We start from the raw sequence: 22,478 nt of genomic DNA, 5'->3' as shown, positions 1-22,478 counted from the left end.
CTGCGCACCGCCCACAGGAAATCGAAGGCGCGGATGAAGGTCCTGACCTCCCGGCCGGTGAACATCTCGAGCTGCATCACCTTCTCGATCGGCTCGCCGGGATGCAGGTACTGGGCGATCCAGAACAGGGTATTGAGGTCGCGCAGGCCCCCCTTGCCCTCCTTGACGTTCGGCTCGACCAGATAGCGCGAGGCGCCGGCCCGCGCATGCCGCTCGTCCCGCTCGCGCAGCTTGGCGGCGACGAACTCGGCTCCCGTGCCCTTCACCACCTCGGTCTGGAAGCGCTTGACCAGGCCGCCTGCCAGGTCTTCGTCGCCGGTCAGCCGGCGCGCCTCGAGCAACGAGGTGCGGATGGTGAAATCCTCGCGGGCCAGCCTGACGCACTCCTCGATCGTGCGCGAGGCGTGGCCGACCTTGAAGCCCAGATCCCACAGCGCGTAGAGCATGAACTCGATCACGCTCTCCACGTGGGCGGTCTGCTTGTACGGCCTGAGGAACTGCAGATCGATGTCGGAGAACGGCGCCAGCGTGCCGCGCCCGTAGCCGCCCACCGCCACCAGCGCCAGCCGTTCGCCCTCGGTCGGATTGCGCGCCCGGAACACGTGCACCGTCGTGAAGTCGTAGAGCGCCGAAACCACCTCGTCGGTGACGGCCGAGAGCAGCCGCGCCGTCTCGATGCCGCCGGCGCCGTTCTCCAGCCGCTCCTTGGCGATCATCCGGCCGCGGAACAGCGCGTCCTTGAGGATCTTCAGCGCCGCCCTGCGCTGCTCGGCCTCGTTCCCGAGGTGCTCCAGGGCCGCTGCGGACAGTTGGGCGCGCAGGCGCACGCCGTCGACGACGTGCTCGATGCGGGTCGGCCGAAGGCGGGGCGGCATGGGGAGCAGATATAGGCGAGTTCGCGCCCGGGCGCAGGGCGTCTTCGTCGGGGGCGCCGCGCGCCAGTCCGCCACGGTTGTCGGCGCGGCCGTTTCGCGCTCTTCTTGCGGCGTCGCCGGGCCGGGGGGCGCTCATGAGAACCGCCTTGATCACCGCCGTTGCGTTCGCCGCCGTGGCCGGCTCGGCCGGCGCGCAGGACGCCGTTCCGCTGCGCCGGATCCACCCGCCCGCCGCCGCGCCCGCCACCACCCAGGTGCGCTTCAAGGCGGTGATGGATTCGGTGTTCGGGCCGGGCAAGTGGCGCGAGACCGGCGGCTACCGGACGCCCGCGCGCGAGGCCGAGCTCAGGGCCGAGGGCGCGCTCACCGTGCGCCCGGGCGCGATCTCGCAGCACTCGCGCGGGCGGCCCGGCGCGCCGGGCGCCTACGATGCGGTCGTCGAGGGCATGGCGGTCGACACCGCCGCCGAGCGGCTCCGCCACTCCGGCGCGCCGTTCCGGCGGATCTTCGCCGAGGGCGCGCATGGGAGCCAGGGCGCGCACCTGCACCTGGAGCCGTTCACGCTCGATCTTTCCGGCGCCCGTTCGCTGGCCGCCGCCGGCCCGCCGTGGACGGTGTCCGAGGCCACTCCGGCGCAGGTCGTGCTCGCGAACCTCCGCAACCTCGCCCAGGGCGGCGACGCCCAGGCGCAACTGCGGCTCGGGGTCGCCTACGCGGAAGGCAAGCTCGCGCCCCGCGACCTGGTCGCGGCCTACGTCTGGACGGCCGCGGCCGGCGCCAATCCGAGCGCCGATCAGGCTTCCAGGCACGACGCCCAGCAGATCCTCGGGCAGATCGCGCCGCACATGAAGCCCGACGAGATGGCCCAGGCGCAGCGGTTCGCCGGCGCCTCGGCCTGCGCGCCCGCCGCCTCCGAGCACGGCTCGGCGGTGGTCGTGCTGGGCGCCTGGTCGCCGGCGGCCCAGGCCGGTCCGCACCCCGCCGGCGCCTGCCCGGCGAGTTGAGCCCGCTTCCGTTCCAGGTCCCCGCCGCCGAGGCGCCGTTCGTGATGCTCGCCGGCGCCGCCGAGCACGGCCGCCGTCCGCTGCGGGTGATGTTCGACACCGGCGACGCCACGCCGTTCATCGTCATCGTCGGCCCTCGCGTAGCCGCCGCCGCCGAAGCGCGGCCGACAGGCGAGCCCGAGGTGGTGATCCGCGGCACGGCGGGCGGCGCGCCGGCGCGCTTCTCGCCGGCCCGGATGCCCGACTTCCGGCTGGGGCCGATCGCGCTCGCCGGCGTCTCGACAGGCGTTTCCCAGGCGGTCGACAAGGTCTCCGCCCAGGTGCCCGGCCGCGTGGACGCAGTGGTGGGCCAGGTCTTCGCCCTCTCCCGCGTGGTCAGCGTCGACTACCGGACCCGCGAGGTCGACTTCGACGCGCCGCCGGGGCCGGCGCAAGCGGCGCTGCCCATGGAGATCGCCCCCAAGCGTCCCCTGAGCCTGGTCTCGGCGACCATCGACGGGCGCGGCCCGTTCCGCATGGTGGTCGACACCGGCGCGGTGCTCACCCTGGTCTCCCCGGAGGCGGCGCGGCGGGCCGGCGTGAGCCGCGCGGGCCGCTACGTCACCTTCGGCGGCGCCGGCGGAACCCGCTCCCGCGGCCGCGCGGCGCGGACGAGGCTGCAGGTCGGCGACAACGCCTGGCCGGCCGCCGACCTCGTGGTCACCGACATCCTCGGCCCGGTCGCCGAGGAAGCCGGGACCGAAGTGGATGGCGTGCTGGGCGCCAACCTGTTCGGCCATGGCCGGCTGGTGATCGACTATCCGGGCCGCCGCCTCTGGATCGAGCGCGGCCGCTGAGCGCTACGGCAGCTCGACCCCCTCGCGGGCCAGCACCGCCTCCAGGCGCTCGGTTCCGTCCCACAGCGCGCCCAGCCAGCCCGCCGCCCGCGCCGCCTGCACATTGGCGAACTTGTCGTCGAGCAGCAGGAGCCCGGCCGGGGCGTGGCCGGTGCGCCGCGCCACCGCCTCGAGGAAGGCGAGGTCCGGCTTGCCGCAGCCGTAGTCGGCCGAATAGTGGATGCCGTCGAAGCGCTCACGCAGGCCGAGCGTCGTCCACAGGTGCTCGGCGCGCAGGTGCTCCTGGACGGTGGCCAGATGGATCGGCAGGCCCGCGGCCCTGAGCGCGGCGAGCTGATCCAGCAGGCCGTGGTCGAGCGCGGCGTCATTTTCGAACCAGTAGGCGGCGAGGTCTTCGCTGGTCAGGTGCGGCGCGTGCTCGGCCAGCACCGGCCCCAGGCGCTCGTGCAGGCCCGCGCGGCCCAGCACCACGTCGGCCCAGTGCGGCTGGAAGAACTGCCGCTGCATCACCGCCACCGAGAGGCCGAGGTCGCGCTCCAGGTCCGCCGCCCAGCCGCCGGCGCGCGGGATCACGATCACCCCGTCGACGTCGACCATCAGCGCCTGCAGGCGCATCAGGAGGCGTCCGCCTGCGCCAGCCGCTCGAACACCGAGGGCCGCGGCCGATGGGCGAGCGCCTCCAGGATCGCTTCCGCGCAGGCTTCGGACGACGTCGCCGTCGTGTCGACCTCGAGGTCGTACGGGCCATGGACGTGCACCCGCGCGTGCTGCCAGAGCGCCTGGCCCGCGCCGCGGTCGCCGCGCGCCGCCTCGCGTCGCTGCATCTCGCCGAGCTCACAGCGGACGCCCACGAAGAACACGTCGAGGCCCGCGAGCGCCCCGATCCATTCGTCGAGCGCGCCCTCGGTGATCATCACCTCGTCGACGATGAACTTCAGCCCCTCGTCGGCGGCGGTCCGCAGCATGCGGCGCCAGGCGCGCATCACGCGCCGGCCCTCGAGGCCCACCACGATGGGCATCTCGCCGTTCGACAAGGGGACCAGCTGGAAGCCCTCGGCCGTTCCGTCCCACTGCGGCGGCAGCCAGGGGAACAGGTCGTCGACGCCGAAGTGCAGATAGGGCTCGGGCAGCTTCGCCTGCAGCGCCTTGGCCAGCGAGGTCTTGCCCGCCGAGGACGAGCCGTTGAGGAAGATCACGTCGGGCAGGGCCATGCTATCCGGCCAGGAGGCCCTTCAGCTTGTAAAGCGCGTCCATCGCCTCGCGCGGGCTCATGCCGTCGGGATCGAGCGCCTGGAGCGCCGCCTCGACCGGGCTCGGGCCATGGCTCGCCGCGGGTTCGGCCACCGCGGCGAACAGCGGCAGGTCCTCCAGGTGCGCCGGCGCGCCGGCCTCGCGCTCCAGCCGCTCCAGCACCGCCTTGGCGCGGGCGACCACCGCCGGCGGGACGCCCGCCAGCTTGGCCACCTGCACGCCGTAGGACCGATCGGCGGGGCCGGGCCCGGCCTCGTGCAGGAAGATCAGCTCGCCGTTCCACTCGCGGGCCTTCAGCGACAGGTTGGCGACGTGCGCCAGCCGGTCCTCAAGCGTGGCGAGCTCGTGGTAGTGGGTGGCGAACAGCGCCCGGCACCGGTTCACCTCATGCAGCGCCTCGGCGCAGGCCCAGGCGATGGCGAGGCCGTCGTAGGTCGCCGTGCCTCGCCCGATCTCGTCGAGGATCACCAGGCTGCGCGGCGTCGCCTGGGTCAGGATCGCGGCGGTCTCGATCATCTCGGCCATGAAGGTGGAGCGGCCGCGCGCCAGGTCGTCGCCCGCGCCGACGCGGCTGAACAGCCGGTCCACCACGCCCAGCCGCAGGCGCCTGGCCGGCACGAACGAGCCCGCCTGGGCGAGCACGGCCAGGAGCGCGTTCTGGCGCAGGAAGGTCGACTTGCCGGCCATGTTCGGGCCGGTGACGATCGCCAGCCGCGGCCCGCCCGCGCCCGCGCCGTCCAGCCGGCAGTCGTTCGGGGTGAAGGGCTCGCCGGCCCGCTTCACCGCCGCCTCCACCACCGGATGCCGCGCCGACTCCGCCTCGAAAGCCGTGGAGCGGTCGACCACAGGCCGGCTCGCGCCCGCCTCCTCGGCCCATTCCGCGAGTCCCGACGCCACGTCCAGCCGCGCCGCGGCTTCGGCGGCGGCCTGGACGCCGGCCGCCACGCCGATCGCCGCCTCGCGCCAGGCCTCGAAGGTCTCCACCTCGATGGCGAGCGCCCGCTCGGCGGCCTGGGCGATCTTCGCGTCCAGCGCGGCGAGCTCGACGGTCGTGAAGCGCACCTGGTTGGCAAGAGTCTGGCGGTGGATGAAGGCGCCGTTCAGCGGCGGCCGAAGCAGCGGCTCGGCGGCCTTGGCGGTGGTCTCCACGAAATAGCCGAGCACCGCGTTGTGGCGGATCTTCAGGCCGACGCCGGTCTCGGCCGCGAGCCGCGCCTCCAGGGACAGGATCACACGCCGGCTGTCGTCGCGCAGGGCCCGCGCCTCGTCGAGCTCCGGGCGGACGCCGGGCGCCACGAAGCCGCCGTCGCGGGCCAGCGCCGGCAGCTCGGGTCCCAGGCCCTCGCGCAGCAGCTCGCGGAACCCCGCCAGGTCCGCGTGCAGCGCCGGATTCAGGGCCCGCAGCGCCTGGGCGATCTCCTCCGGCGGCTGCACCAGCGGATCGCGCAGGCTCGCGAACAGGGCGGTGATCGCCTCGCCGATGGTGAGGCCGTCGCGCAGGCTCCCGAGGTCGCGCGGGCCGCCGCGGCCGAGCGCCAGGCGCGAGAGCGCGCGCGCCATGTCGCCCAGGCCCCTCAGCGCCTCGCGCAGGCGCTGGCGCTGGGCGCGGTGCTCGACGAACCAGGCCACGGCGTCCAGGCGGGCCTCGATCGCAGCGGGATCCAGCAAGGGCCGCGCCAGCCGCGCCGCCAGCAGGCGGGCGCCCGGGGCGGTCATCGTGCGGTCGATCGCCGAGAGCAGCGAGCCGTCGCGGCTCCCGGCCGTGGTCTTCTCGATCTCCAGGCTGGCGCGGGTCGCCGGGTCGATGACCATCACGTCGGCCTCGCCCATCCGGCGCGGCGGCGAGAGCGCCGGCAGCCTGCCGGCCTGGGTGGTCTCCAGATGCGCGGCGATCAGGCCGAGCGCCGAGACCTCGGCGCCGGAAAGCCCGCCGAAGCTGTCCAGCGTCTCGACGCCATAGAGCCGCTTCAGCCGCGCCTCGCTGGCCCCCGGCTCGGCGAGCGCCTGCGGGACCGGCTGGACGAAGCCGCCGGCCGCCTTCAGCGCCGCGGAAACCTGCCCGTCGGCGAACAGACGGTCCGGCACGAGGATCTCCGACGGGCTCAGGGCCGCGAGCGCCGAGGCCAGGCCCGAGATCTGCACCGCCAGGCATTCCACCTCGCCGGTGGAAAGCTCGACGCTGGCCACCGCCGCGCCACCGGCCCGCACGGCGATCGCCGCCAACCGGTTCGCGCCGCGCGCATCGAGCAGGCCTTCCTCGGTCAGCGTGCCGGGCGTCACCACGCGGACCAGGTCGCGGCGGACGACGGACTTGGAGCCGCGCTTCCTGGCGGCCGCGGGATCCTCCAGCTGCTCGCAGACCGCGACCTTGAAGCCGGCGCGGATCAGCTTGGCCAGGTAGGCCTCCGCCGCATGCACCGGCACGCCGCACATCGGGATCGGCTGGCCGCCATGCTGGCCGCGGGCGGTGAGCGTGATGCCCAGCGCCGCCGACGCCTTCTGGGCGTCTTCGAAGAACAGCTCGTAGAAGTCGCCCATCCGGAAGAAGACCAGCGCGTCCGGTTGTCGCGCCTTGGCCTCGAAGAACTGCGCCATCACCGGCGAGGCGCCCGCGGCGGGGTCGATCGTCTCGGAGGGCGGGGTCTGGGCGTTCATCGGAGGCCGGCAAGCTAGCGGCCGATGCGAGTCGGGTCAGCCCCTTGAACCTGCCGCGAACAGCGCCAAGCTGTGGAAGGATGCCGCAATCCCGTGGAGCATCGGTCTCGATCCTCATCCTGCCCGCAGGCCCGGCGGACGCGGAGGCGCTGGCGCATGTGCACGTGGCCTCCTGGCGCGAGAGCTACCGCGGCCTCCTGCCCGACGCCTATCTCGCGCGGATGAGCGAGGCCGACTTCGCCCGCCGCTTCCGCCGCGCGCTCACCTATCCGGGACCGAACGAGGTGACGCTGGCCGCCGCCGGGCCCGACGGGCTGCTGGGCTATGCCCAGGGCGGCCCCTCGCGGCGCGCCCGGTCCGGCGAGGCGGAGATCGCCACGCTCTACGTCCTGAAGCGCGCGCAGGGCCTCGGGCTCGGCAAGCGGCTGATGATCGGGACGGCGCGGGCGCTGGCGGCGCAGGGCGCGCGTTCGCTGATGATCTCAGTGCTTGCCGAGAACCGCCACGCCCGCGGCTTCTACGAGCACCTCGGCGGCGAGGCGGAGGCGGAGCGCTCCGAGCGCGGCCCGGGCGGCGCGCTCCTGCAGGAGGTGTCGTACCTCTGGGCGGAGATCGCGACTCTGTTCGGCTGATTGCGTTCCCGAAACGTCATGGCCGGGACAAGCCCGGCCATGACCGATCTCGGCGATTGGTCAAGCCGTCCACACCGCGCCGTCGCGCACCGCCACCGGCCAGTGGTGGAGCCGCTCGCCGAAGCACGGCCCGGCGACGCACTCGCCGCTCAGCGCGAACAGCGCCCCGTGGCCCGAGCAGAGGATGTGGCGGGCGTCGCGGGTCAGGTAGCGGTCGTCGAGGGCGGCGAGCGGCCAGCCGGCGTGCGGGCAGGAATCCACGTAGCCGGCCACGAGATCGGCCGCGCGCACCACGAAGCCCGCGAACAGCCAGCGCTCGGCGCGGAAGCGGAAGCCCTTGGCGCCCGGATCGGGGATGTCCCCCAGCGTGCAGAGCCGCACGCCGGCCGGCGGCCGCGCCGGATTGTCGCTAGAGCTTGTCAATCGTGACCCGGAACGGGCGGATGTCCACCGAGGCCCAGAGCCCCGCCTGGGTGTAGGGATCGGCGGCGTTGAACGCCCTGGCGGCGGCCAGATCCTCGACCTCGATGATGATCAGCGAGCCGGCCATGTCGCCCTTCTCGTCGAGGAACGGGCCGCCGAGCTTCAGCGGCTGGTCCTTCGCCCAGGCGAGGTGCCGCTCGCGCGCGCCCATCCGGACAGCGAGCGAATTGGGCTTGTCGATGCAGACGAGCGCGAACAGCGGCATTCAGCCTTCCTCCCGAAGCGGTCTTGCGAGCAGGCCCTCGATGGCTTGGTCGACGCCGATCTCGCCCGCCAGGATGGCGGCGGTGGCCTCGCAGATGGGGGCGTCGACGCCGAGGCTGCGGGCGAGCGCGCGCACCGCCGGCGCCGCGGCCACGCCCTCGGCCACCGACAGCTTGCCGGCGAGCGCCGCCTCCAGGCTTTCGCCGCGGCCGAGCGCCAGGCCGACGCTCATGTTGCGCGACTGCGGGCTGGAGCAGGTGAGCACCAGGTCGCCGAGGCCGCAGAGCCCCGCCACGGTCTCGGCCTCGCCGCCCAGCGCCACGGCGATGCGGGTCAGCTCGGAGAAGCCACGGGTGATCAGGGCGGCGTGGGCGCTGCGCCCCAGGCCGCGGCCCTCGACCACGCCGCAGGCGATGGCCAGCACGTTCTTGACTGCGCCGCCGGCCTCGGCGCCGACCATGTCGCCCGCGAGGTAGGGCCGGAAGGCCGGCGTCGCGATGGCCTCGGCCAGGCTCCAGCCGAGCTCGGCGTCGGGGCAGGCCAGGGTGATGGCGGTGGGCAGGCCGCGCGCCACCTCGCCGGCGAATGATGGGCCCGAGAGCACCGCCGGGCGGGCGGCGGGGGCGGCCTCGGCCAGCACCTGCGTCATCAGCTTCAGCGTGCCCTGCTCGATGCCCTTGGCGCAGAGCACGACCGGCAGGCCGGGCTGCATGGCCCCGGCGAAGGCGGCGAGCGTCGCGCGCAGGTGCTGCGCCGGGGCGACCGCCAGCACGAACTCGCTGCGCGCCAGGTCGACGAAGTCGTGGCTGGCGCGCACGCCGGCGTCCAGCGCCACGCCGGGCAGGAACAGCCGGTTCTCGTGGTGCGCGTTGACGGCGGCGACCACCTCCGGCTCGCGCGCCCAGAGCACGGTCTCCAGCCCGGCCCGGGCGCAGACCTGGGCCAGCGCCGTTCCCCAGGCGCCGCCGCCGATGACCCCGGCCCGCTTCACGCCCCGATCCTCACGCCTTGGCGCCCTTGCGGCCGGGGACGTGGGTCGGGCTGGCGCGCGCGGCGGCCTCGTCCAGCGGCCAGCGCGGGCGGGCGGGCGCGTCCAGCGAATCGGATAGTCCCGCGGCCAGCCGCTCGGCGCCGGCCAGCGCGATCATCGCAGCGTTATCGGTGCAGTAGGCGAGCGGCGGCGCGGTGAAGGCGAAGCCGCGCGCGGTCGCCGCCTCCGTGAGCCGCCGCCGCACCGTCGCGTTCGCCGCCACTCCGCCGGCCACCACGAAGCGCAGGTCGCGGCCCTCGTGCTCGCGGGCATAGAGCGCCATGGCCCGCTCGCTGCGCTCGGCGAGCTGGCGGGCGATGGCGGCCTGCACCGAGGCGGCGAGGTCGGCGCGCTCCTGGTCCGAGGCCAGCCCCTCGGCGAGCCGGGCGGCCGCGGTCTTCAGGCCGGAGAAGGAGAAGTCGCAGTCCTTGCGGCCGAGCAGGGCGCGCGGCAGCGGAAAGCGGTCGGGATCCCCGGCCTCGGCCAGCCGCTCCAGGGCCGGGCCGCCGGGATAGGGCAGGCCGAGCGTCTTGGCGATCTTGTCGAAGGCCTCGCCCGCGGCGTCGTCGATGGTCGAGCCCAGCCGCCTGCAGGCGCCGACGCCGGCCACCTCCAGGAGCTGGCAGTGGCCTCCGGAGACCAAGAGCAGCAGGAACGGATAGGCGAGCCGGGCGGCGAGCCGCGCCGAAAGGGCGTGGCCTTCCAGGTGGTTGACCGCCACGAGCGGCAGGCCGCGCGCCAGGGCCGCCGCCTTGCCGAACGAAAGCCCGACCATGACCCCGCCCACCAGGCCGGGCCCCGCGGTGGCGGCGACGCCGGTCAGCTCCGCGTAGCCGACGCCGGCCTCGGCCAGCGCCCGCTCGGCGATCGCCTCGATCACCTCGACGTGGGCGCGCGCGGCGATCTCCGGCACCACGCCCCCGAACGGCGCGTGCGCGGCGATCTGGCTCGCCACCACCGAGGACAGCACCTCGACGGCGCCGTCGCCCGCCAGCCGCACCACCGCCGCGGCGGTCTCGTCGCAGCTGGTCTCCAGGCCGAGGACGGTTTGGGGGATGGGGCTCATCGGTTGCCGCGGGGCGCCCCGTCCTGTAGCGAGGCGCGGGTTCCTTCAACGCTTGCAGGTAGACCGCCCTCCGTGCCCACGCAACCGCCCCGCCGCGATCAGAGAGTGGGCGATGCGCGCGTGCGGATCGGCGCCCGCGGCTCCAAGCTCTCGCTCGTCCAGGCAGGCTGGGTGCAGCGGCGGATCGCCGAGACCCTTGGAGGCGAGCCCGCCGAGGCCGAGCGCGTCGCGCCATTGGTGGTCATCACCACCACCGGCGACAAGGTGCAGGACCGCCGGCTGCTGGAGATCGGCGGCAAGGGCCTCTTCACCAAGGAGATCGAGGAGGCGTTGCTGGCCGGCCGCATCGACTGCGCGGTGCATTCGATGAAGGACGTGCCGGCCGTCCTGCCGGAGGGGCTCTGCATCGCCGCCATCCCCGAGCGCGAGGATCCCCGCGACGCCTTCCTGAGCCCCAGGGCCGAGCGGCTGGAGGACCTGCCGCGCGGCGCAAACCTCGGCACCGCCAGCCTGCGCCGCCAGGCCCAGTCGCTGCACCGGCGTCCGGACCTGCGGGTCTCGCTGTTGCGCGGCAATGTCGACACGCGGCTGGCCAAGCTTCGCGCCGGCGAGGCCGACGCCATCCTGCTGGCGCTGGCGGGGCTGAAGCGCCTCGGCCTGGGCGAGCTGCCGCAGAGCCTGATCGACCCCACCGAATGCCCTCCCGCGCCCGGCCAGGGCGCGCTCGCCATCGAGACCCGCGCCGCGGATCGCGACCTGCCCTGGGTCCGCGCCCTGCGCCACGAACCGACCATCGTGGCCGTGGCGGCCGAGCGCGGCGCGCTCGCAGCCCTGGAGGGCTCCTGCAAGACCCCGGTCGGCGCGCACGCCTGGCTGGAGGGCATGCGCCTGAAGCTGATCGTCGAGGCGCTCTCCCCCGATGGCCGGCTGCGGGTCCGGCGCGCCGGCGAATCCGACCTCGCCGAGATGGCCGACTGGGAGGCCTCGGCCCGCGCGCTGGGTGTCTCCCTGGGCGAGGCCGTGCGCGCCGAGGGCGGGGCGGCCATATCGCTGTGAGCGCATCGGCTCGGCGCCGCGCCGGTCCTTGACCGCGCCCCGCGGTTCGGTTGTCACACCTTAAACAGCTTGCGCCTTAGGGATGGGCGGATGGCCGGCCGCAGACAGAGGATCTGGATCACCCGCACCCAGCCGGGCGCGGACGTCACCGCCGAGCGCGTGCGCGCGCTGGGCCATGACGCCGTGGTCGCGCCGCTGCTGGCCGTCCGTCCGGTTGAGGCGGTCGAGGTCGACCTGCGCGGCGTCGCGGCGCTCGCCTTCACCAGCGCCAACGGCGTGCGCGCCTTCGCCGAGCACTCGGGCGAGCGGCGCCTGCAGGTGTTCGCGGTGGGCGCGGCGACCGCCCAGGCGGCGCGGGCGGCCGGGTTCCGCACGGTGCTCTCGGCGGACGGCGACGTGGACGCCCTGGCCGAGGGCATCGCCGCCCGGCGCAAGGAGCTGCGCGGCGTGGTGCTGCATCCGGGCGCGGCGGAGCCGGCCGGCGATCTCGCCGGCGCGCTCGACAAGCACGGCGTGGCGGCCAGGCGCCTGGTGCTCTACGAGACCGGTCCGGTGGAGCTCGATCCCGCCGAGGCCCAGGCCCTGGTCAAGGCCGACGCGGCCCTGCTGCATTCGCCGCGCGCCGCCAAGGCCCTGGCGGCGGTGCTCAAGGCCCATCCGGCGCCGCAGCTGCGCGCGCTGGGGCTCTCCAAGGCGGTGATCCGGCCGCTCGCCCGCACCCGGCTCGCCGCCAAGGCCTATCCGCCGTTTCCGATCGAAGCGGCGCTGCTCAACCTGATCGACCGCAAGCCATGAGCGGCCCGCCCGACCCGGACCCCGCCGCCCCCCGGCCCCGCAGCCTGCTGGGCGCGAGCTTCTGGGCCCTGATCGCCTTCGGGGTCATCTGCGTGCTGGCCGGGGCCGGGCTCTGGGCGCTCGCCCCACGGCGCCTGGCGCCCCATCCCGCTCCCGGCCCGCCGGGCGCCGCCGCCGCGCCGCCGCGCCCGACGCCGCTTGGCGAGCGCCCGCAGAGCCGCTAAATAGCGGCCTCCCGGCGGCCAGGCCCTTCTGCGCCGCATCTGGGCCGCCTTAGCTCAGCCGGTAGAGCGGCGCATTCGTAATGCGTAGGTCGGGTGTTCGAGTCACCCAGGCGGCACCATTCCCTTCCAGCAGGAAATCCCCGGCGATGCGCGTTAGAGCGCGAAAGCTCGGTCTCCGTGTGGGTCCCTTCTGGGTACGGCTTCCAGAAGGGACGGCCAAGGGGCGCAAACCCTTGCTAAGGGGACAGAGGAAGCTGGGCAGGGCAAATCGCTTTGGCGGAGTTGACTCATCTGACGCGTTGAGAACGCCCGCCTTCGCGCCGCTCACACGATCTCAGCCGCAACGTGTTGGCTACCGGGAGGGGCGATTTTCGGGTCCAAGTGCGGGTTCAGTCGAAGCGGAACCAGGTAGTCCGTTCCACCGGCCCGTTTGTCTTGAGCGTCGTTGGAGGATCATCCTCGAATCCGGCTTGGAGATGCTCAAGGATGTCATGTCCAAGCGGGTCAGTGTCGCTGTCCAGGAACTCGTAGATTAGATCGTCCCCCACCGGATAAATGTGCAGGATCGGTTCCCCGTGAACCGCGACTGCCTCAAACTTATAGGTGTTGACCGCCCCTTCATAGTCCTCCGGATGTGTCGGGCTGATCCGGCGCTCCGCACCGTTTCTGTCCTTCAGGATCAACACTCCCTCATCGTCTTCTTGTCCCATTCGGCGCCGCATTTCCTTCACGACCGCCTTGGGGATTTGACCTTGAGTTCCCCTTGCCAAACGCAATCGAAGGTAGAGGCGCTGCCAATCGTCTCGGACGGGAAGGTCGGCTGGCGCGGCCTCAGCGATGACCACCGGGGCACCCACCGGCACAACGACGGCCGGGGCTCGTCTACGCTCGACTCCAAATAGAGGGTCGTGTGTCCGTTCGCGGCGTGATCGTGCGGATGCCGTGGCTATAAGGCGTGCCTCAGCCTTGATGTAACCGCGGTCAATGAGTTGGGCCAAAAGAGCGGCGTCGAGGCGTCGGTTCAGACCATCCTCGAGGTTGGTGTAGCGCCCGATCAGCGTCTCCAGTTCGGCATCAAGGGCTGTCCCTCGCGCCTCGCCGACGCGAATGCTCAGCTCGTCATTCAAGTAGAGGCCAGATCGAGTGAAATTATTGGACCCAATGTAGGCCCTCACCCCCGCGGGGTCTCTGAACACATACAGCTTCGGGTGAAACAGCGGCCCGGCCTCGTTGTGACGCACGAAGAGGGGCATCTGGTTGGGCGCTCCGCTGGCTGCGAGTTCTAGGAGGCCGCGAAGCCCTTCTTCAGATGTGTTCTCAGCATCAATACCGACGACGACCCGCAGCGCCGCTCCCCGGTCAATAGCGGCCCTTAGCCCCGCCTGAAGATGGACCAATCCAGAGGCGCGCACCCAGGCTGTCGCGATGTCTATGGAGGTAACGGCCGCGCTGCCGAGTTCCTCGGCGAGGATCGGCCCGAACGGCGCGTTCCGGAGCTGCGCAAACAACTGCATTGGAGTCCCCCTTGGACTTTCAACTTCCTCGGGATTTCGCCGCGCTTCAAGCGGGTGTAAAGGAAAACGCGGAACATTTGACGAACACCTCTAAGTGAGTCATTGTTACGACTCGATCTGAGGTGTCCGTGCAGCGCAAACACGCCTACGCCTACGTTCCCTATGCGACGGGCGAAGCCTTCGACGCCTATGCGCGAACGTGCGGCCTGACGTCGAAGTCGGAGCTGCTAAAGTTGCTAATCGGTCGGGAACTGCGTCTGAACCGATTGAAGCCGGGAAAGCAATCCCGGCAACCACCTTCGCCGAACCGGACGAAGATCACAGCCCACCTCTCTGACGAGCTGGAGGCTGCGCTTGCGAAGAGGGCGGCGGCGCTTGGGGTCTCTACGTCCCACGCGACTGCGCAGCTTGTTGAGGGCGAGCTTTCAGAACGATGGCTGGAGAAGTCGCTCACGTGGGAGCCGAGCGCATGAACGCGATGAGCGCCATAACCAGCCCGGTTCGTGCTTCGAGCCCGCGTCGCGGCCGGTCCTTGACGGGCGCCGTCAGCCCTCTAGCGCGACACATGCTCCGAGCGGTGGCCGTCATTCGCGGGTGGCTGCCGAAAAATGGACTCTCCTGGCTTCAGGAAGTTGGTCAGCAGGATCACGAGCACGATCCACTTGAGACGCGTCAGGCCTGGGCGATTGGCGCCATCGCGGTGTTGCACGGACTACAGACAGGCTTGGCCGTGCGCATTCCTGACGCCTTGGAGTGGTTCGGCGATCCAGAGGCTGCGAAGGCTCTACGAGATGCGGGCCTGGGACCGGCTGAAGAGTCGCTGAGCGCGCTCTGCGCAGATAGCGTTGCTGCAGACCTGTTCCCCTACATCCTCGATGGCTTCGGACCCACGTCGCGGCTCGATGTCATGAAGGATGCCACCCGGTCAGAAGATCGGTCCGCCCGAAAGGAGGTCGGCTCCTTCTACACACCGTCAGATGTCGCCGACTTCATGGTCGAAGGCATAGCGGGCGATGATCCGGAGGCGGCGATTTGGCTCGACCCTGCGTGCGGCAGTGGGGTCTTTCTTTGCGCTGTGCTGCGATGTCTTGAACGTCGAGGCCTCTCGGGTCGTCGTCTGGTCAGGTTCGCCACATCCAAGCTTCGCGGCATGGACCTGTCGCAGTTGGCTGCTGACTTCGCGGCCTTTTCGATCACCCAGCATGTGGTCGGCCAGGCTGAGCTCGCGCCCCCCATCGCGGTCTGGCGGGCAGTTCGGGCCAACATCATCGCGATCAACGCGCTGCAAGTGGCCGCCCGCACTAATGCGCCTGCAGGCGCGCGCTCGATCCGGGACGTCTTTGGCGAGGAGCCCGGTCCGCTTCGGCTAGTTTGCAACCCTCCCTATACAGCGACGGGCTCAACACCGCATGCCCGCCACTGGGCGTCGTTGGAAGGGGCATCGGCGAACAGCTCGCTCTATCTGCCGTTCATCGAAATGGCATGGCGACTGGACGGGTGTGAAGGAGATCGAGCTGCGCTCGTAGTCCCGCTATCGTTTGCGACGAACCGTTCTGCTGACCACGCGCGATGCCGGGCGGCCTTGGCCGAGGGCGGCGGCGACTGGACCATGCTCTTCTTCGACCGTCAGCCCCATGCGCTCTTCGGGGAAGACGTGAAGACGCGCAATGCGATCCTCTTTAGGCGCCAAGCCGGGGAGTTGCGTCTGAAGACAAGCCGCCTGCTCAAGTGGACCAGCCGCCAGCGACCGCAGATTTTCACCGAGGCGCGCGCAGTCGATCTCTCGTCGAGGTCGATCAAACGCCTCGTTCCCAAGGTGGGGTGCGCTGATGAGGCGACCTTGTATCGAACGCTGACTGACTACCGGTTCAAGTCCGCTGATCGCCCAAAGCTCAGTTCGACGGCTCCGCGAGACATCGCAAGCGTCGCGACCGACCGGGACGTGTTCGTGGCGGGCACCGCCTATAACTTCCTCAACGTGTTCCGAGACTATCCGGCAGAGAGTGACGCTGGCGGCAGCTTCAGCGCGAGCCGAGTCCATTGCTTGACGTTTGCCTCTGCCGAACTGGCCCAAGCCGGGTACGCGCTCCTTTCGAGCAGGACCGCTTTTTGGCTATGGCATGCGGACTGCGACGGCTTCCATGTGCCAGCTTGGTTCCTGGAAGACTTGCCGCTCTTCGATCTTCGGTTCGCTGAGTCCCGCAAGGCCGAGCTTGCCGACTTTGGTCGCGCGATGTGGGTTCACGCCAAAAACGACCTGCTGGCGAGCCAGAACGGGGGGAAGTGGACCTTTGCATTTCGACCCACTCACGCGACCGCTGAGAGAGAGCGTGCAGATGCTCTGATCCTAGAGGCAGCCGGAACTGACGTCCGCTTCTGCCAGACTCTCCAGGAATTTGAGGATGCCGTTGTGAACGTAGACGGCCAGATCCGCCTAGGCCGGTCCGGGGAATACGAAAAACTGATCAAGGGGATGATCGCGAGATGAGCCGCATTTCAAGTGAGATCAAAGAGAAGAGTGTACTGTCGAAGGAGGAATGGAGAGAGTACACAAAGACGGTATGGAGCATTGCCAATGTTTCGCACCCCGACCATCCAGCCGTTTTTCCTCTCGAAATACCGCATCGGCTCGTCAAATTATTCTCGTTCTGGGGGGAAACCGTACTTGATCCCTTCGGGGGAACGGGTTCGACTGCTGTGGCAGCGCAGAAGCTCGGGCGGAAAGCCGTCTGCATCGAGCAGAACGCTGCCTACGCAGACATAATTCGAGCCCGGGTAAAGCGTGAGGTCGGCTCCGAGAAGGACCTGAAAGTCGTTGTCGGCGATAGCCGCGACATGGGGCACTTGGCCGACGACTCCGTCGATTTGATCGTCACCAGTCCGCCCTACTGGGACAAGGCCAACTACGGCGACGGCGACGACAACCTCGGTAATGTGCAGAGCTACACCGAATTTCTGGCGGAGATGCGCCGCGTGTTTTCAGAGTGCATGCGCGTGCTCCAGCCCGGCAGGAAGATGTGCGTGGTCACAGCGAACGTTAATCAGCACACCGATCATGGGCTTCTAACGTTTCCGCTGAGCACCGATTTCGCCACATGCATGCGCGATGTGGGTCTCGTGATGATCAACGAGATCATTTGGTCCAAGGATGGTACCGGAGGGCGATGGGGTTCAGCCAATGGGCAGCGACCGATCTTCGGCAGCTATCCATACCCGCCCAACTTCCTGTTCAAGAACGTCCACGAGTACATCATCGTCTTCGCGAAGCCTTCCGCCACGCGCACGAAGGGTGCGAAGGTGCGAGCCTATAGCGACCTGATGGGCCTCCCGGAACAGCCCCTGCTGGCAGCAGAATAGAGGCGCGGTGACTGCCCCCCTGTTATGCGCAGCTAGAAGCATCTCATAAGGACCGATTCGCCAGGTCACGGCGTTAAGGCACTAAATCTGCGCCGCAGAGGAGGGTGCCCGAACTCGATCGCCACCTCCACCAAGGAGGTGTGCAGGCACTCGTCGATGAGAAATTTCACCGCGCGTCCGAACTCCTCGACCGCGTCCTGTCCGGCAGCGGATCGCCGCGAAGCGCCACCTTCCTTGTGCTCTTCGCCTTCAGTCCCATCTGGCGCAGCGACTTCGGCCGGCCGCGTCGCGGATGCGCGATCACCCACAATTTGGCGAGTTGCAGCAGACGTTCATCGAGCTTTGGATAACCTGCCAAGATCTCCGCCACGGGCGTGCCGGCATCCAGCATGGCGGCGATCCCGTAGGCCGGAATTCGGGTGCCCTTGAATACCGGCTCGCCGCCAAGAATCGCCTTGTCACGGTGAATGGCCCGCTCGGCGGCGCCGAGAATCCTGAGGTTCTCCGCCACTTGCCGGCGCGCCGCGCTGACATCGACGATCAGGAGCTCATCGGCATGAACCGTCCTCGCCTTGGGATTGGCGAGCATGGCCCGGAAGATGGCCTGACGGCGCTCGGCCGGAATTCCGCCCACGCCGCTCCAGACCCGCAGCCGAACGAGGTCCTCGCCGGTCAACATTCGGGGCCCGGCGCGCCTTGCGCCCCCGGCGTCGCGAACCCCAGCCGGCCTCGGTGCGGCTACAGGCTCGACGATCCGCTTGTCGATCGCGTTCTGAACGGCCTTCGGATTCAGCCCGCTGGCGGCGCCTGCCTGGGCGGTCGTGTAGAGATGAGCGGTGTCAGGCATTAAAATCATTCTCCCATAGAAGAAGAATAATCATTCCCGATGGCGGGTGTAACACCCGTGGCGCGGTCTTCGGCGACGCGCTGAAGGGCCGTCACGGCGTCCCATTCGGCCGGGTTACCCTCAAGGCCGCGCGGGCATCCGCAGCGCCAGCAGCACCAGGAGGGCGGCGGCGGCGGGGGCGAGGGCGGCGAGGTGGCGGGCGGAGGCGAGGCCGGCGGCGAGCGCGATCAGCAGGCCCAGCACCAGCTCGGCCAGCGTCACGAACCACGGCGCGGGCGCCCGCTCGCGGAACGCGGAGCGCTTGCCGGGCCGCTGCCACCAGAGGTTCACCAGGCCCGCCGAAACGGCCGCCCCGCCGCAGCCGGCGAGCACCACCGCGCCCTGATAGGGCGCGACGACGGCGAGCGGGATGGCGGCGAGCGCGACGAAGGCCATGACCGTGCCCACCGCCGCCAGCAGCTTCACCCGCTGCAGCCTCGCCCGCGGCGCCGGCGAGCTCGCCAGCAGGTCGGGCGCGTCCTCCGCCGAAATGGTCATCCAGGCCAGGCTGCCGGCCAGCTGGTTGGCCATCAGGGTCATGGCCAGCACCGCGCCGGACAGCGCGGTGAAGTTCATCTGGCGGCCGTAGCGCACCGCGAGCAGGCCGGCGGGCACGAGATAGACCACCCGCAGCAGCACCTGCGGCAGCAGCATGGGATCGCGCAGCACCAGCCGCAGCTCCTTGGCCAGCACCGCGGCGGTGAGCCCGCGCCGGAACGGCCGCGCCCGGGCGGCGCGCCCGCCGCCCGCCGCCGGCGCGCTCTTGGCCGCGGCGTGGAAGGCGGCGAACCTCGGCCCGAACCAGGCGGTGGCGAGCGCGAAGACCGCGAGCAGGGCCCCGATCAGCAGCAGCAAGGCGCGCGGCTCGCCCTTGAAGGCGCGCAGCACGATCCCGGTGGAGGGCGGCGCCCAGCCCGCCATGAGCCGGCTCAGCCGGACCACCGCGGGTTCGCGGGAGATCTGCCCGCTCATCAGCGCGAAGACCTGCGTCCCCAGGAAGAAGGCCGATCCGAACGCCACCGAGAGCGCGCGGCCGATGAAGCGGGTGCGCTTTGGCCCCACCAGGCCGATGAGCAGCGCGCCCAGCGCCAGCGCCGCCCCGGTCGCGGCCAGCGCGCAGGCGTAGAGCACCGGCAGGATCGCGAGCCACCGCGGCTGGCCCATCAGGGCGAGGGCGACGAGCGGGCCGAGCGCGAAGAAGCCGAACACCGAAAAGGCCGCGAAGGCGATGCCGATCGCCCGCACGGTGATCACCCGGCGCGGCGGAATGGGCGAGGAGAACATCAGGTCCAGGTCGCCGCGCTCGTAGAGGGCGTCGACCACCTCGGCCAGGGCCTGGGAGAGCATGAAGGTGAAGGCGCTGGCCAGCACCCCCGCGGCGATCAGCGAGGCCGCCCAGCTGGTGGGCGCGCCGAACCGGTTCAGCGCCAGGCCCAGGGGAACGCCGACGACGCCGGCCAGGAACAGCGGCGCGCCCAGCGTGATGACGAGCGCCATCCAGCGCCGCGCGCCGGCCACAGCCGTGCGGCGTCGCCAGTCGAGCCGCAGGTCGTGGGCCAGCAGCCACACGGTCGAGCCGGCGGGAAGCCTCAAGGCCCGGCCGCCGCCGGCTGGACGGTGAGCTCGAGGAACACCTCCTCCAGGGTGCCCGCGCCCTGGGTGCGGCGCCGCAGCTCCTCCATCGAGCCTTCCGCCATGAGGCGTCCGCGGTGCAGGATGCCGATCCGGTCGGCCATCCGCTCGGCGACCTCCAGGATGTGGGTGGTGAGCACCAGGCTCGCGCCGGCCGCCACCAGCTCGCGCAGCATGTCCTTCACCTCGCGGGCCATCCGCGCGTCCAGGCCGGTGAGCGGCTCGTCGAGCAGCAGCAGCCGGGGCGCGTGCAGCAGCGCGCCCGCCAGCGCGGTCTTCTGCATCATGCCGCGCGAGAAGGATCCGCAGCGCTGGCTGCGCACCTCCCACAGGCCCAGGCGGCGCAGCAGCGCCTCGGCGCGCGGCTGCGCCTCGGCCGGGTCGAGGTTCCAGAGCCCGGCGATGAACTCCAGGTGTTCCCAGGGCGTCAGCCGCTCGTAGAGCATCGGCTCGTCGGGAACCCAGGCGGTGAGCTGCTTGGCGCGCGCCGGCTCGGCCAGCGCATCGACGCCGAAGATCTCGACGGAGCCCGCATCGGGCGCCAGCAGGCCCGCGATGATGCGCAGCGCCGTGGTCTTGCCCGCGCCGTTCGCGCCCAGCAGGGCATAGAGCTCGCCCGGCCGAACGTGGAACGACAGCTCGGCCAGCGCCGCGGTCGGCCCGAACGCCTTCGACAGTCCGACCGTGGTGAGCCCCGAACCCGACATCGCCCCATTGTCGCGGAGCCGGCCGCCGGCGCAAGGGCGGCGCGGCGGCTGTCCTACAGCGCCGGCAGGGTGACCACGGCCCTCAGGCCCTCGGCCGCAGGCTCCAGCTGCACGTCGCCGCCGTGGGCGCGGGCGGCGGAGCGGGCGATGGGCAGGCCAAGCCCCACGCCGCCCTTGTCCAGGTTGCGCGAGGCGTCGGCGCGATAAAAGGGCTGGAACGCCCGCTCCAGGTCCTCGCGCGCCAGGCCGGGCCCGCGGTCGGCGATCTCCACCACTGCGGCCTCGCCCTCGTGGCGCAGCCGGATGCGCGCTTCGCCGCCGTACTTCACCGCATTGTCCACCAGGTTGCCGAACAGCCGCTGCAGGGCCACCGCGTCGCCGTCGACGGTGACCGGCGCGCCTTCCACGATCTCGACGTCGCCGCCCAGCATGGCCGCGTCGTCGGCCACGCACTCCAGGACCGAGAGCAGGTCCAGCCGCTCGCGCCGCTTCGGCTGGCCCTCGTCGCGGATGAAGGCCAAGACGCCGCCGATCATCTGCTCCATCTGCGCCACGTCGGCGAGCACGGCCTCCTTCAGCTTCGGCGGGGCGCGCTCCATCTTGAAGCGGATGCGGGCGAGCGGGGTGCGCAGGTCGTGCGAGATCGCGCCGACCATCGCCGTGCGGTCGCCGATGTAGCGGCGCAGCCTCGCCTGCATCTCGTTGAAGGCGTGGGCGGCGGCGCCCACCTCGGCCGGCCCGGTCAGGATCATCTGCGGCGCGTGCGGATCGCGCCCGAGCTGCTCGGCGGCTTCCACGAAGCGCTTCAGCGGTGCGGTGATCCGTCGCGCGAACAGGTAGCCCGCGGGCGCCACCACCAGGAATCCGGCCAGCAGCCACAACACCGCGCGCAGCTGCCATTCGCTGGGGAAAGGGTCGGGGGCGTTGCGGACCACCACCCAGCGATTGTCGGACGTGGCGAGGGCGGCGGTGAACTCGCCGATGATCGGCAGGTCCAGCGCGCTGCCGGGACCGTAACGCGGCCGCCATCCTCGCGCCGGCGCGCCGGACGTCTCGCCGGTCGCGGGGAGCGCCCCGGCCGCAGCCAGGGACGCCGGGCCGCGCATCGCCGGCGGCGCGCGGCGGTGGCCGCCCAGTCCGCGGAACAGCCGCCACTCGGTGGTGGGCTGCTGCAGGTAGCGGACGCGCGCCTCGGGCGCGCCGAGCGCCGCGGCCAGCGCCGCGCGGGGCCGCTCGCGGTTCGCGGGTTGCACCTTCAGCTCGGTGGGCAGATCGTTCGCGACGGTGCGGATCAGCGGCCGGCCGAAGCGGGTCCTGAGCGGCCCGCCGCGCAGCGCCTGGGCCACCTCGCTCAGGTGGTAGACCGCGGGCCGCGGCGGCGGCATCAGCAGGATCGCGGCCATGCCGATTGCCTGGGCGGCCAGGAGGCTGACGAGCAGCAGGCCGACGAGCTGCAGGCCGATCGGGGCGTGCGGCCCGGGCCAACGCCGCCGCGGCGTCACGGGCGCGTCACCCGCGCGTCGAACAGGTAGCCCGCGCCGCGATAGGTGCGGATGATCTCGGTCTCGACGCAGGCGTGCAGCTTGCGGCGCAGGCGGCTGATCTGCACGTCGACGGCGCGGTCGAACACGTCGGCCTGGCTGCCGCGGGCGAGCTCGAGCAGCTGGTCGCGCGACAGGATCCGCTGCGGATGGTCGAGGAAGGCGACCAGCAGCGAGAACTCGCCCGCGGTGAGCAGGATGGTCGTGCCGTTGGGCGCGCGCAGCTGCCGGCGCAGCATGTCGAGCACGAAGCCCTGGAACTGGTAGGTCCGGCCGCGCGGCGCGCCGCCGCCGCGCACCTCGTCCAGCCGCCGGATGACGGCGCGCACCCGGGCCAGCAGCTCGCGCGGATTGCACGGCTTGGCGAGATAGTCGTCGGCCCCGAGCTCGAGGCCCAGGATGCGGTCGACCTCCTCGCCCATGGCCGAGACCATGACGATGGCGGGCCCGCCCTCGTCGGCGAGCCGCCGGCAGATCGAGAGGCCGTCCTCGCCCGGCAGCATGACGTCGAGCACCACCAGGTCCACGGGGGTCTGGGCGAGCGCGCGCTCCATGGCCGCGCCGTCGGCGGCTTCCTGCACCAGATAGCCGTGCTCGCGCAGGTAGGCGGCCATCTGATGGCGCAGCTCCGTGTCGTCGTCGACGACCAGGATCTGCCGGGCGGGCAGCACGCTCTGGGACAGGGCCATGTCTCTCATTCGAGGCTGATTATGGCGCGCCGACGTCGTGG

General features: G+C 71.4%; 22 protein-coding genes, 1 tRNA gene and 1 pseudogene. 10 read left to right on the top strand and 14 right to left on the bottom strand.

Features of this window, described 5'->3' with window-relative positions; all coding sequences use genetic code 11:
• A pseudogene (locus tag VLI41_RS01400) lies at nt 1–875 on the bottom strand (bifunctional uridylyltransferase/uridylyl-removing protein); the annotation flags it as partial.
• A 146-nt stretch (nt 876–1,021) separates the two neighbouring features.
• On the opposite strand from VLI41_RS01400, the gene VLI41_RS01395 reads away from it, so the two are divergent.
• Both VLI41_RS01395 and VLI41_RS01390 read left to right on the top strand, forming a co-directional pair.
• Nucleotides 1,022–1,879 carry a hypothetical protein gene (locus VLI41_RS01395; RefSeq protein WP_325266263.1) on the top strand — a complete coding sequence of 286 codons (858 nt, stop codon included), beginning with the start codon at nt 1,022–1,024 and terminating at the stop codon, nt 1,877–1,879.
• Entirely contained in the window at nt 1,876–2,715 is an 840-nt protein-coding gene (locus VLI41_RS01390) for a retropepsin-like aspartic protease (RefSeq protein ID WP_325266262.1), read from the top strand. The genes VLI41_RS01395 and VLI41_RS01390 overlap by 4 nt, the downstream gene beginning before the upstream one ends.
• Nucleotides 2,716–2,718: 3 nt before the next feature.
• Here the strand turns inward: VLI41_RS01390 and VLI41_RS01385 are convergent, their stop codons facing one another.
• Genes VLI41_RS01385 through mutS form a run of 3 tightly spaced genes read right to left on the bottom strand, consistent with a single transcriptional unit; the run spans nt 2,719 to nt 6,621 of the window.
• Nucleotides 2,719–3,330, bottom strand: a complete 612-nt coding sequence (locus tag VLI41_RS01385) for an HAD-IA family hydrolase (protein ID WP_325266261.1) — start codon at nt 3,328–3,330, stop codon at nt 2,719–2,721.
• On the bottom strand, nt 3,330–3,926 hold the full coding sequence (locus VLI41_RS01380) for a chloramphenicol phosphotransferase CPT family protein (RefSeq protein WP_325266260.1): 597 nt from the start codon (nt 3,924–3,926) through the stop codon (nt 3,330–3,332). Before VLI41_RS01380 ends, VLI41_RS01385 begins: the two co-directional genes overlap by 1 nt.
• 1 nt (nt 3,927) lies before the next feature.
• Nucleotides 3,928–6,621, bottom strand: coding sequence for a DNA mismatch repair protein MutS (gene mutS, locus VLI41_RS01375; protein ID WP_325266259.1), 2,694 nt, complete (start codon nt 6,619–6,621; stop codon nt 3,928–3,930).
• 80 nt (nt 6,622–6,701) lie between these two features.
• Between mutS and VLI41_RS01370 the strand changes: the two genes are divergently transcribed.
• Nucleotides 6,702–7,253: a GNAT family N-acetyltransferase gene (locus VLI41_RS01370; protein ID WP_325266258.1), complete on the top strand. Its 552-nt coding sequence runs from the start codon at nt 6,702–6,704 to the stop codon at nt 7,251–7,253.
• Between the two features lie 60 nt (nt 7,254–7,313).
• Here VLI41_RS01370 and VLI41_RS01365 read toward each other — a convergent pair whose 3' ends face one another.
• The 4 genes from VLI41_RS01365 to tsaD are packed head-to-tail and all read right to left on the bottom strand — an operon-like array spanning nt 7,314 to nt 10,036.
• Entirely contained in the window at nt 7,314–7,676 is a 363-nt protein-coding gene (locus tag VLI41_RS01365) for a Rieske (2Fe-2S) protein (protein WP_325266257.1), read from the bottom strand.
• Nucleotides 7,663–7,941: a YciI family protein gene (locus VLI41_RS01360; RefSeq protein ID WP_325266256.1), complete on the bottom strand. Its 279-nt coding sequence runs from the start codon at nt 7,939–7,941 to the stop codon at nt 7,663–7,665. The genes VLI41_RS01365 and VLI41_RS01360 overlap by 14 nt, the downstream gene beginning before the upstream one ends.
• Entirely contained in the window at nt 7,942–8,931 is a 990-nt protein-coding gene (locus VLI41_RS01355; RefSeq protein ID WP_325266255.1) for an NAD(P)H-dependent glycerol-3-phosphate dehydrogenase, read from the bottom strand.
• Between the two features lie 10 nt (nt 8,932–8,941).
• Nucleotides 8,942–10,036 (bottom strand): tRNA (adenosine(37)-N6)-threonylcarbamoyltransferase complex transferase subunit TsaD, encoded by a 1,095-nt coding sequence (gene tsaD, locus VLI41_RS01350; RefSeq protein WP_325266254.1) that lies wholly within the window; start codon nt 10,034–10,036, stop codon nt 8,942–8,944.
• A 105-nt stretch (nt 10,037–10,141) separates the two neighbouring features.
• Here tsaD and hemC point away from each other — a divergent pair, with 105 nt between their 5' ends.
• From hemC to VLI41_RS01330, 4 genes are all read left to right on the top strand, one after another.
• Entirely contained in the window at nt 10,142–11,092 is a 951-nt protein-coding gene (hemC, locus tag VLI41_RS01345) for a hydroxymethylbilane synthase (RefSeq protein WP_325266253.1), read from the top strand.
• A gap of 90 nt (nt 11,093–11,182) precedes the next feature.
• Nucleotides 11,183–11,887 carry a uroporphyrinogen-III synthase gene (locus tag VLI41_RS01340; RefSeq protein ID WP_325266252.1) on the top strand — a complete coding sequence of 235 codons (705 nt, stop codon included), beginning with the start codon at nt 11,183–11,185 and terminating at the stop codon, nt 11,885–11,887.
• Nucleotides 11,884–12,111, top strand: a complete 228-nt coding sequence (locus VLI41_RS01335; protein ID WP_325266251.1) for a hypothetical protein — start codon at nt 11,884–11,886, stop codon at nt 12,109–12,111. The genes VLI41_RS01340 and VLI41_RS01335 overlap by 4 nt, the downstream gene beginning before the upstream one ends.
• Nucleotides 12,112–12,154: 43 nt before the next feature.
• Nucleotides 12,155–12,230, top strand: a tRNA-Thr gene (locus VLI41_RS01330).
• Nucleotides 12,231–12,500: 270 nt separating this feature from the next.
• Here VLI41_RS01330 and VLI41_RS01325 read toward each other — a convergent pair.
• Entirely contained in the window at nt 12,501–13,625 is a 1,125-nt protein-coding gene (locus VLI41_RS01325; protein WP_325266250.1) for a phospholipase D-like domain-containing protein, read from the bottom strand.
• 128 nt (nt 13,626–13,753) lie between these two features.
• Between VLI41_RS01325 and VLI41_RS01320 the strand changes: the two genes are divergently transcribed.
• The 3 genes from VLI41_RS01320 (at nt 13,754) to VLI41_RS01310 (ending at nt 16,982) form a co-directional block, all read left to right on the top strand.
• Nucleotides 13,754–14,098, top strand: a complete 345-nt coding sequence (locus tag VLI41_RS01320; RefSeq protein ID WP_325266249.1) for a hypothetical protein — start codon at nt 13,754–13,756, stop codon at nt 14,096–14,098.
• 92 nt (nt 14,099–14,190) lie between these two features.
• Nucleotides 14,191–16,113 (top strand): N-6 DNA methylase, encoded by a 1,923-nt coding sequence (locus VLI41_RS01315; RefSeq protein WP_325266248.1) that lies wholly within the window; start codon nt 14,191–14,193, stop codon nt 16,111–16,113.
• Nucleotides 16,110–16,982, top strand: a complete 873-nt coding sequence (locus VLI41_RS01310) for a site-specific DNA-methyltransferase (protein WP_325266247.1) — start codon at nt 16,110–16,112, stop codon at nt 16,980–16,982. Before VLI41_RS01315 ends, VLI41_RS01310 begins: the two co-directional genes overlap by 4 nt.
• A 166-nt stretch (nt 16,983–17,148) precedes the next feature.
• Here the strand turns inward: VLI41_RS01310 and VLI41_RS01305 are convergent, their stop codons facing one another.
• From VLI41_RS01305 to VLI41_RS01285, 5 genes are all read right to left on the bottom strand, one after another.
• Nucleotides 17,149–17,829, bottom strand: coding sequence for a DUF433 domain-containing protein (locus VLI41_RS01305; RefSeq protein ID WP_325266246.1), 681 nt, complete (start codon nt 17,827–17,829; stop codon nt 17,149–17,151).
• Nucleotides 17,830–17,949: 120 nt separating this feature from the next.
• Nucleotides 17,950–19,461: a hypothetical protein gene (locus tag VLI41_RS01300; RefSeq protein ID WP_325266245.1), complete on the bottom strand. Its 1,512-nt coding sequence runs from the start codon at nt 19,459–19,461 to the stop codon at nt 17,950–17,952.
• Nucleotides 19,458–20,207 carry an ABC transporter ATP-binding protein gene (locus tag VLI41_RS01295; protein ID WP_325266244.1) on the bottom strand — a complete coding sequence of 250 codons (750 nt, stop codon included), beginning with the start codon at nt 20,205–20,207 and terminating at the stop codon, nt 19,458–19,460. The genes VLI41_RS01300 and VLI41_RS01295 overlap by 4 nt, the downstream gene beginning before the upstream one ends.
• A gap of 53 nt (nt 20,208–20,260) precedes the next feature.
• Entirely contained in the window at nt 20,261–21,709 is a 1,449-nt protein-coding gene (locus VLI41_RS01290) for a sensor histidine kinase (protein ID WP_325266243.1), read from the bottom strand.
• Nucleotides 21,706–22,437 carry a response regulator gene (locus VLI41_RS01285; protein ID WP_414692514.1) on the bottom strand — a complete coding sequence of 244 codons (732 nt, stop codon included), beginning with the start codon at nt 22,435–22,437 and terminating at the stop codon, nt 21,706–21,708. Before VLI41_RS01285 ends, VLI41_RS01290 begins: the two co-directional genes overlap by 4 nt.
• Nucleotides 22,438–22,478 lie beyond the last annotated feature (41 nt).

Source organism: Phenylobacterium sp. (assembly GCF_035475775.1).
In the GTDB taxonomy this organism is placed as follows: Bacteria; Pseudomonadota; Alphaproteobacteria; order Caulobacterales; family Caulobacteraceae; genus Phenylobacterium.
Note: the sequence above shows the minus strand (reverse complement) of the source record. Positions and strands in the feature narration are given on the sequence as shown.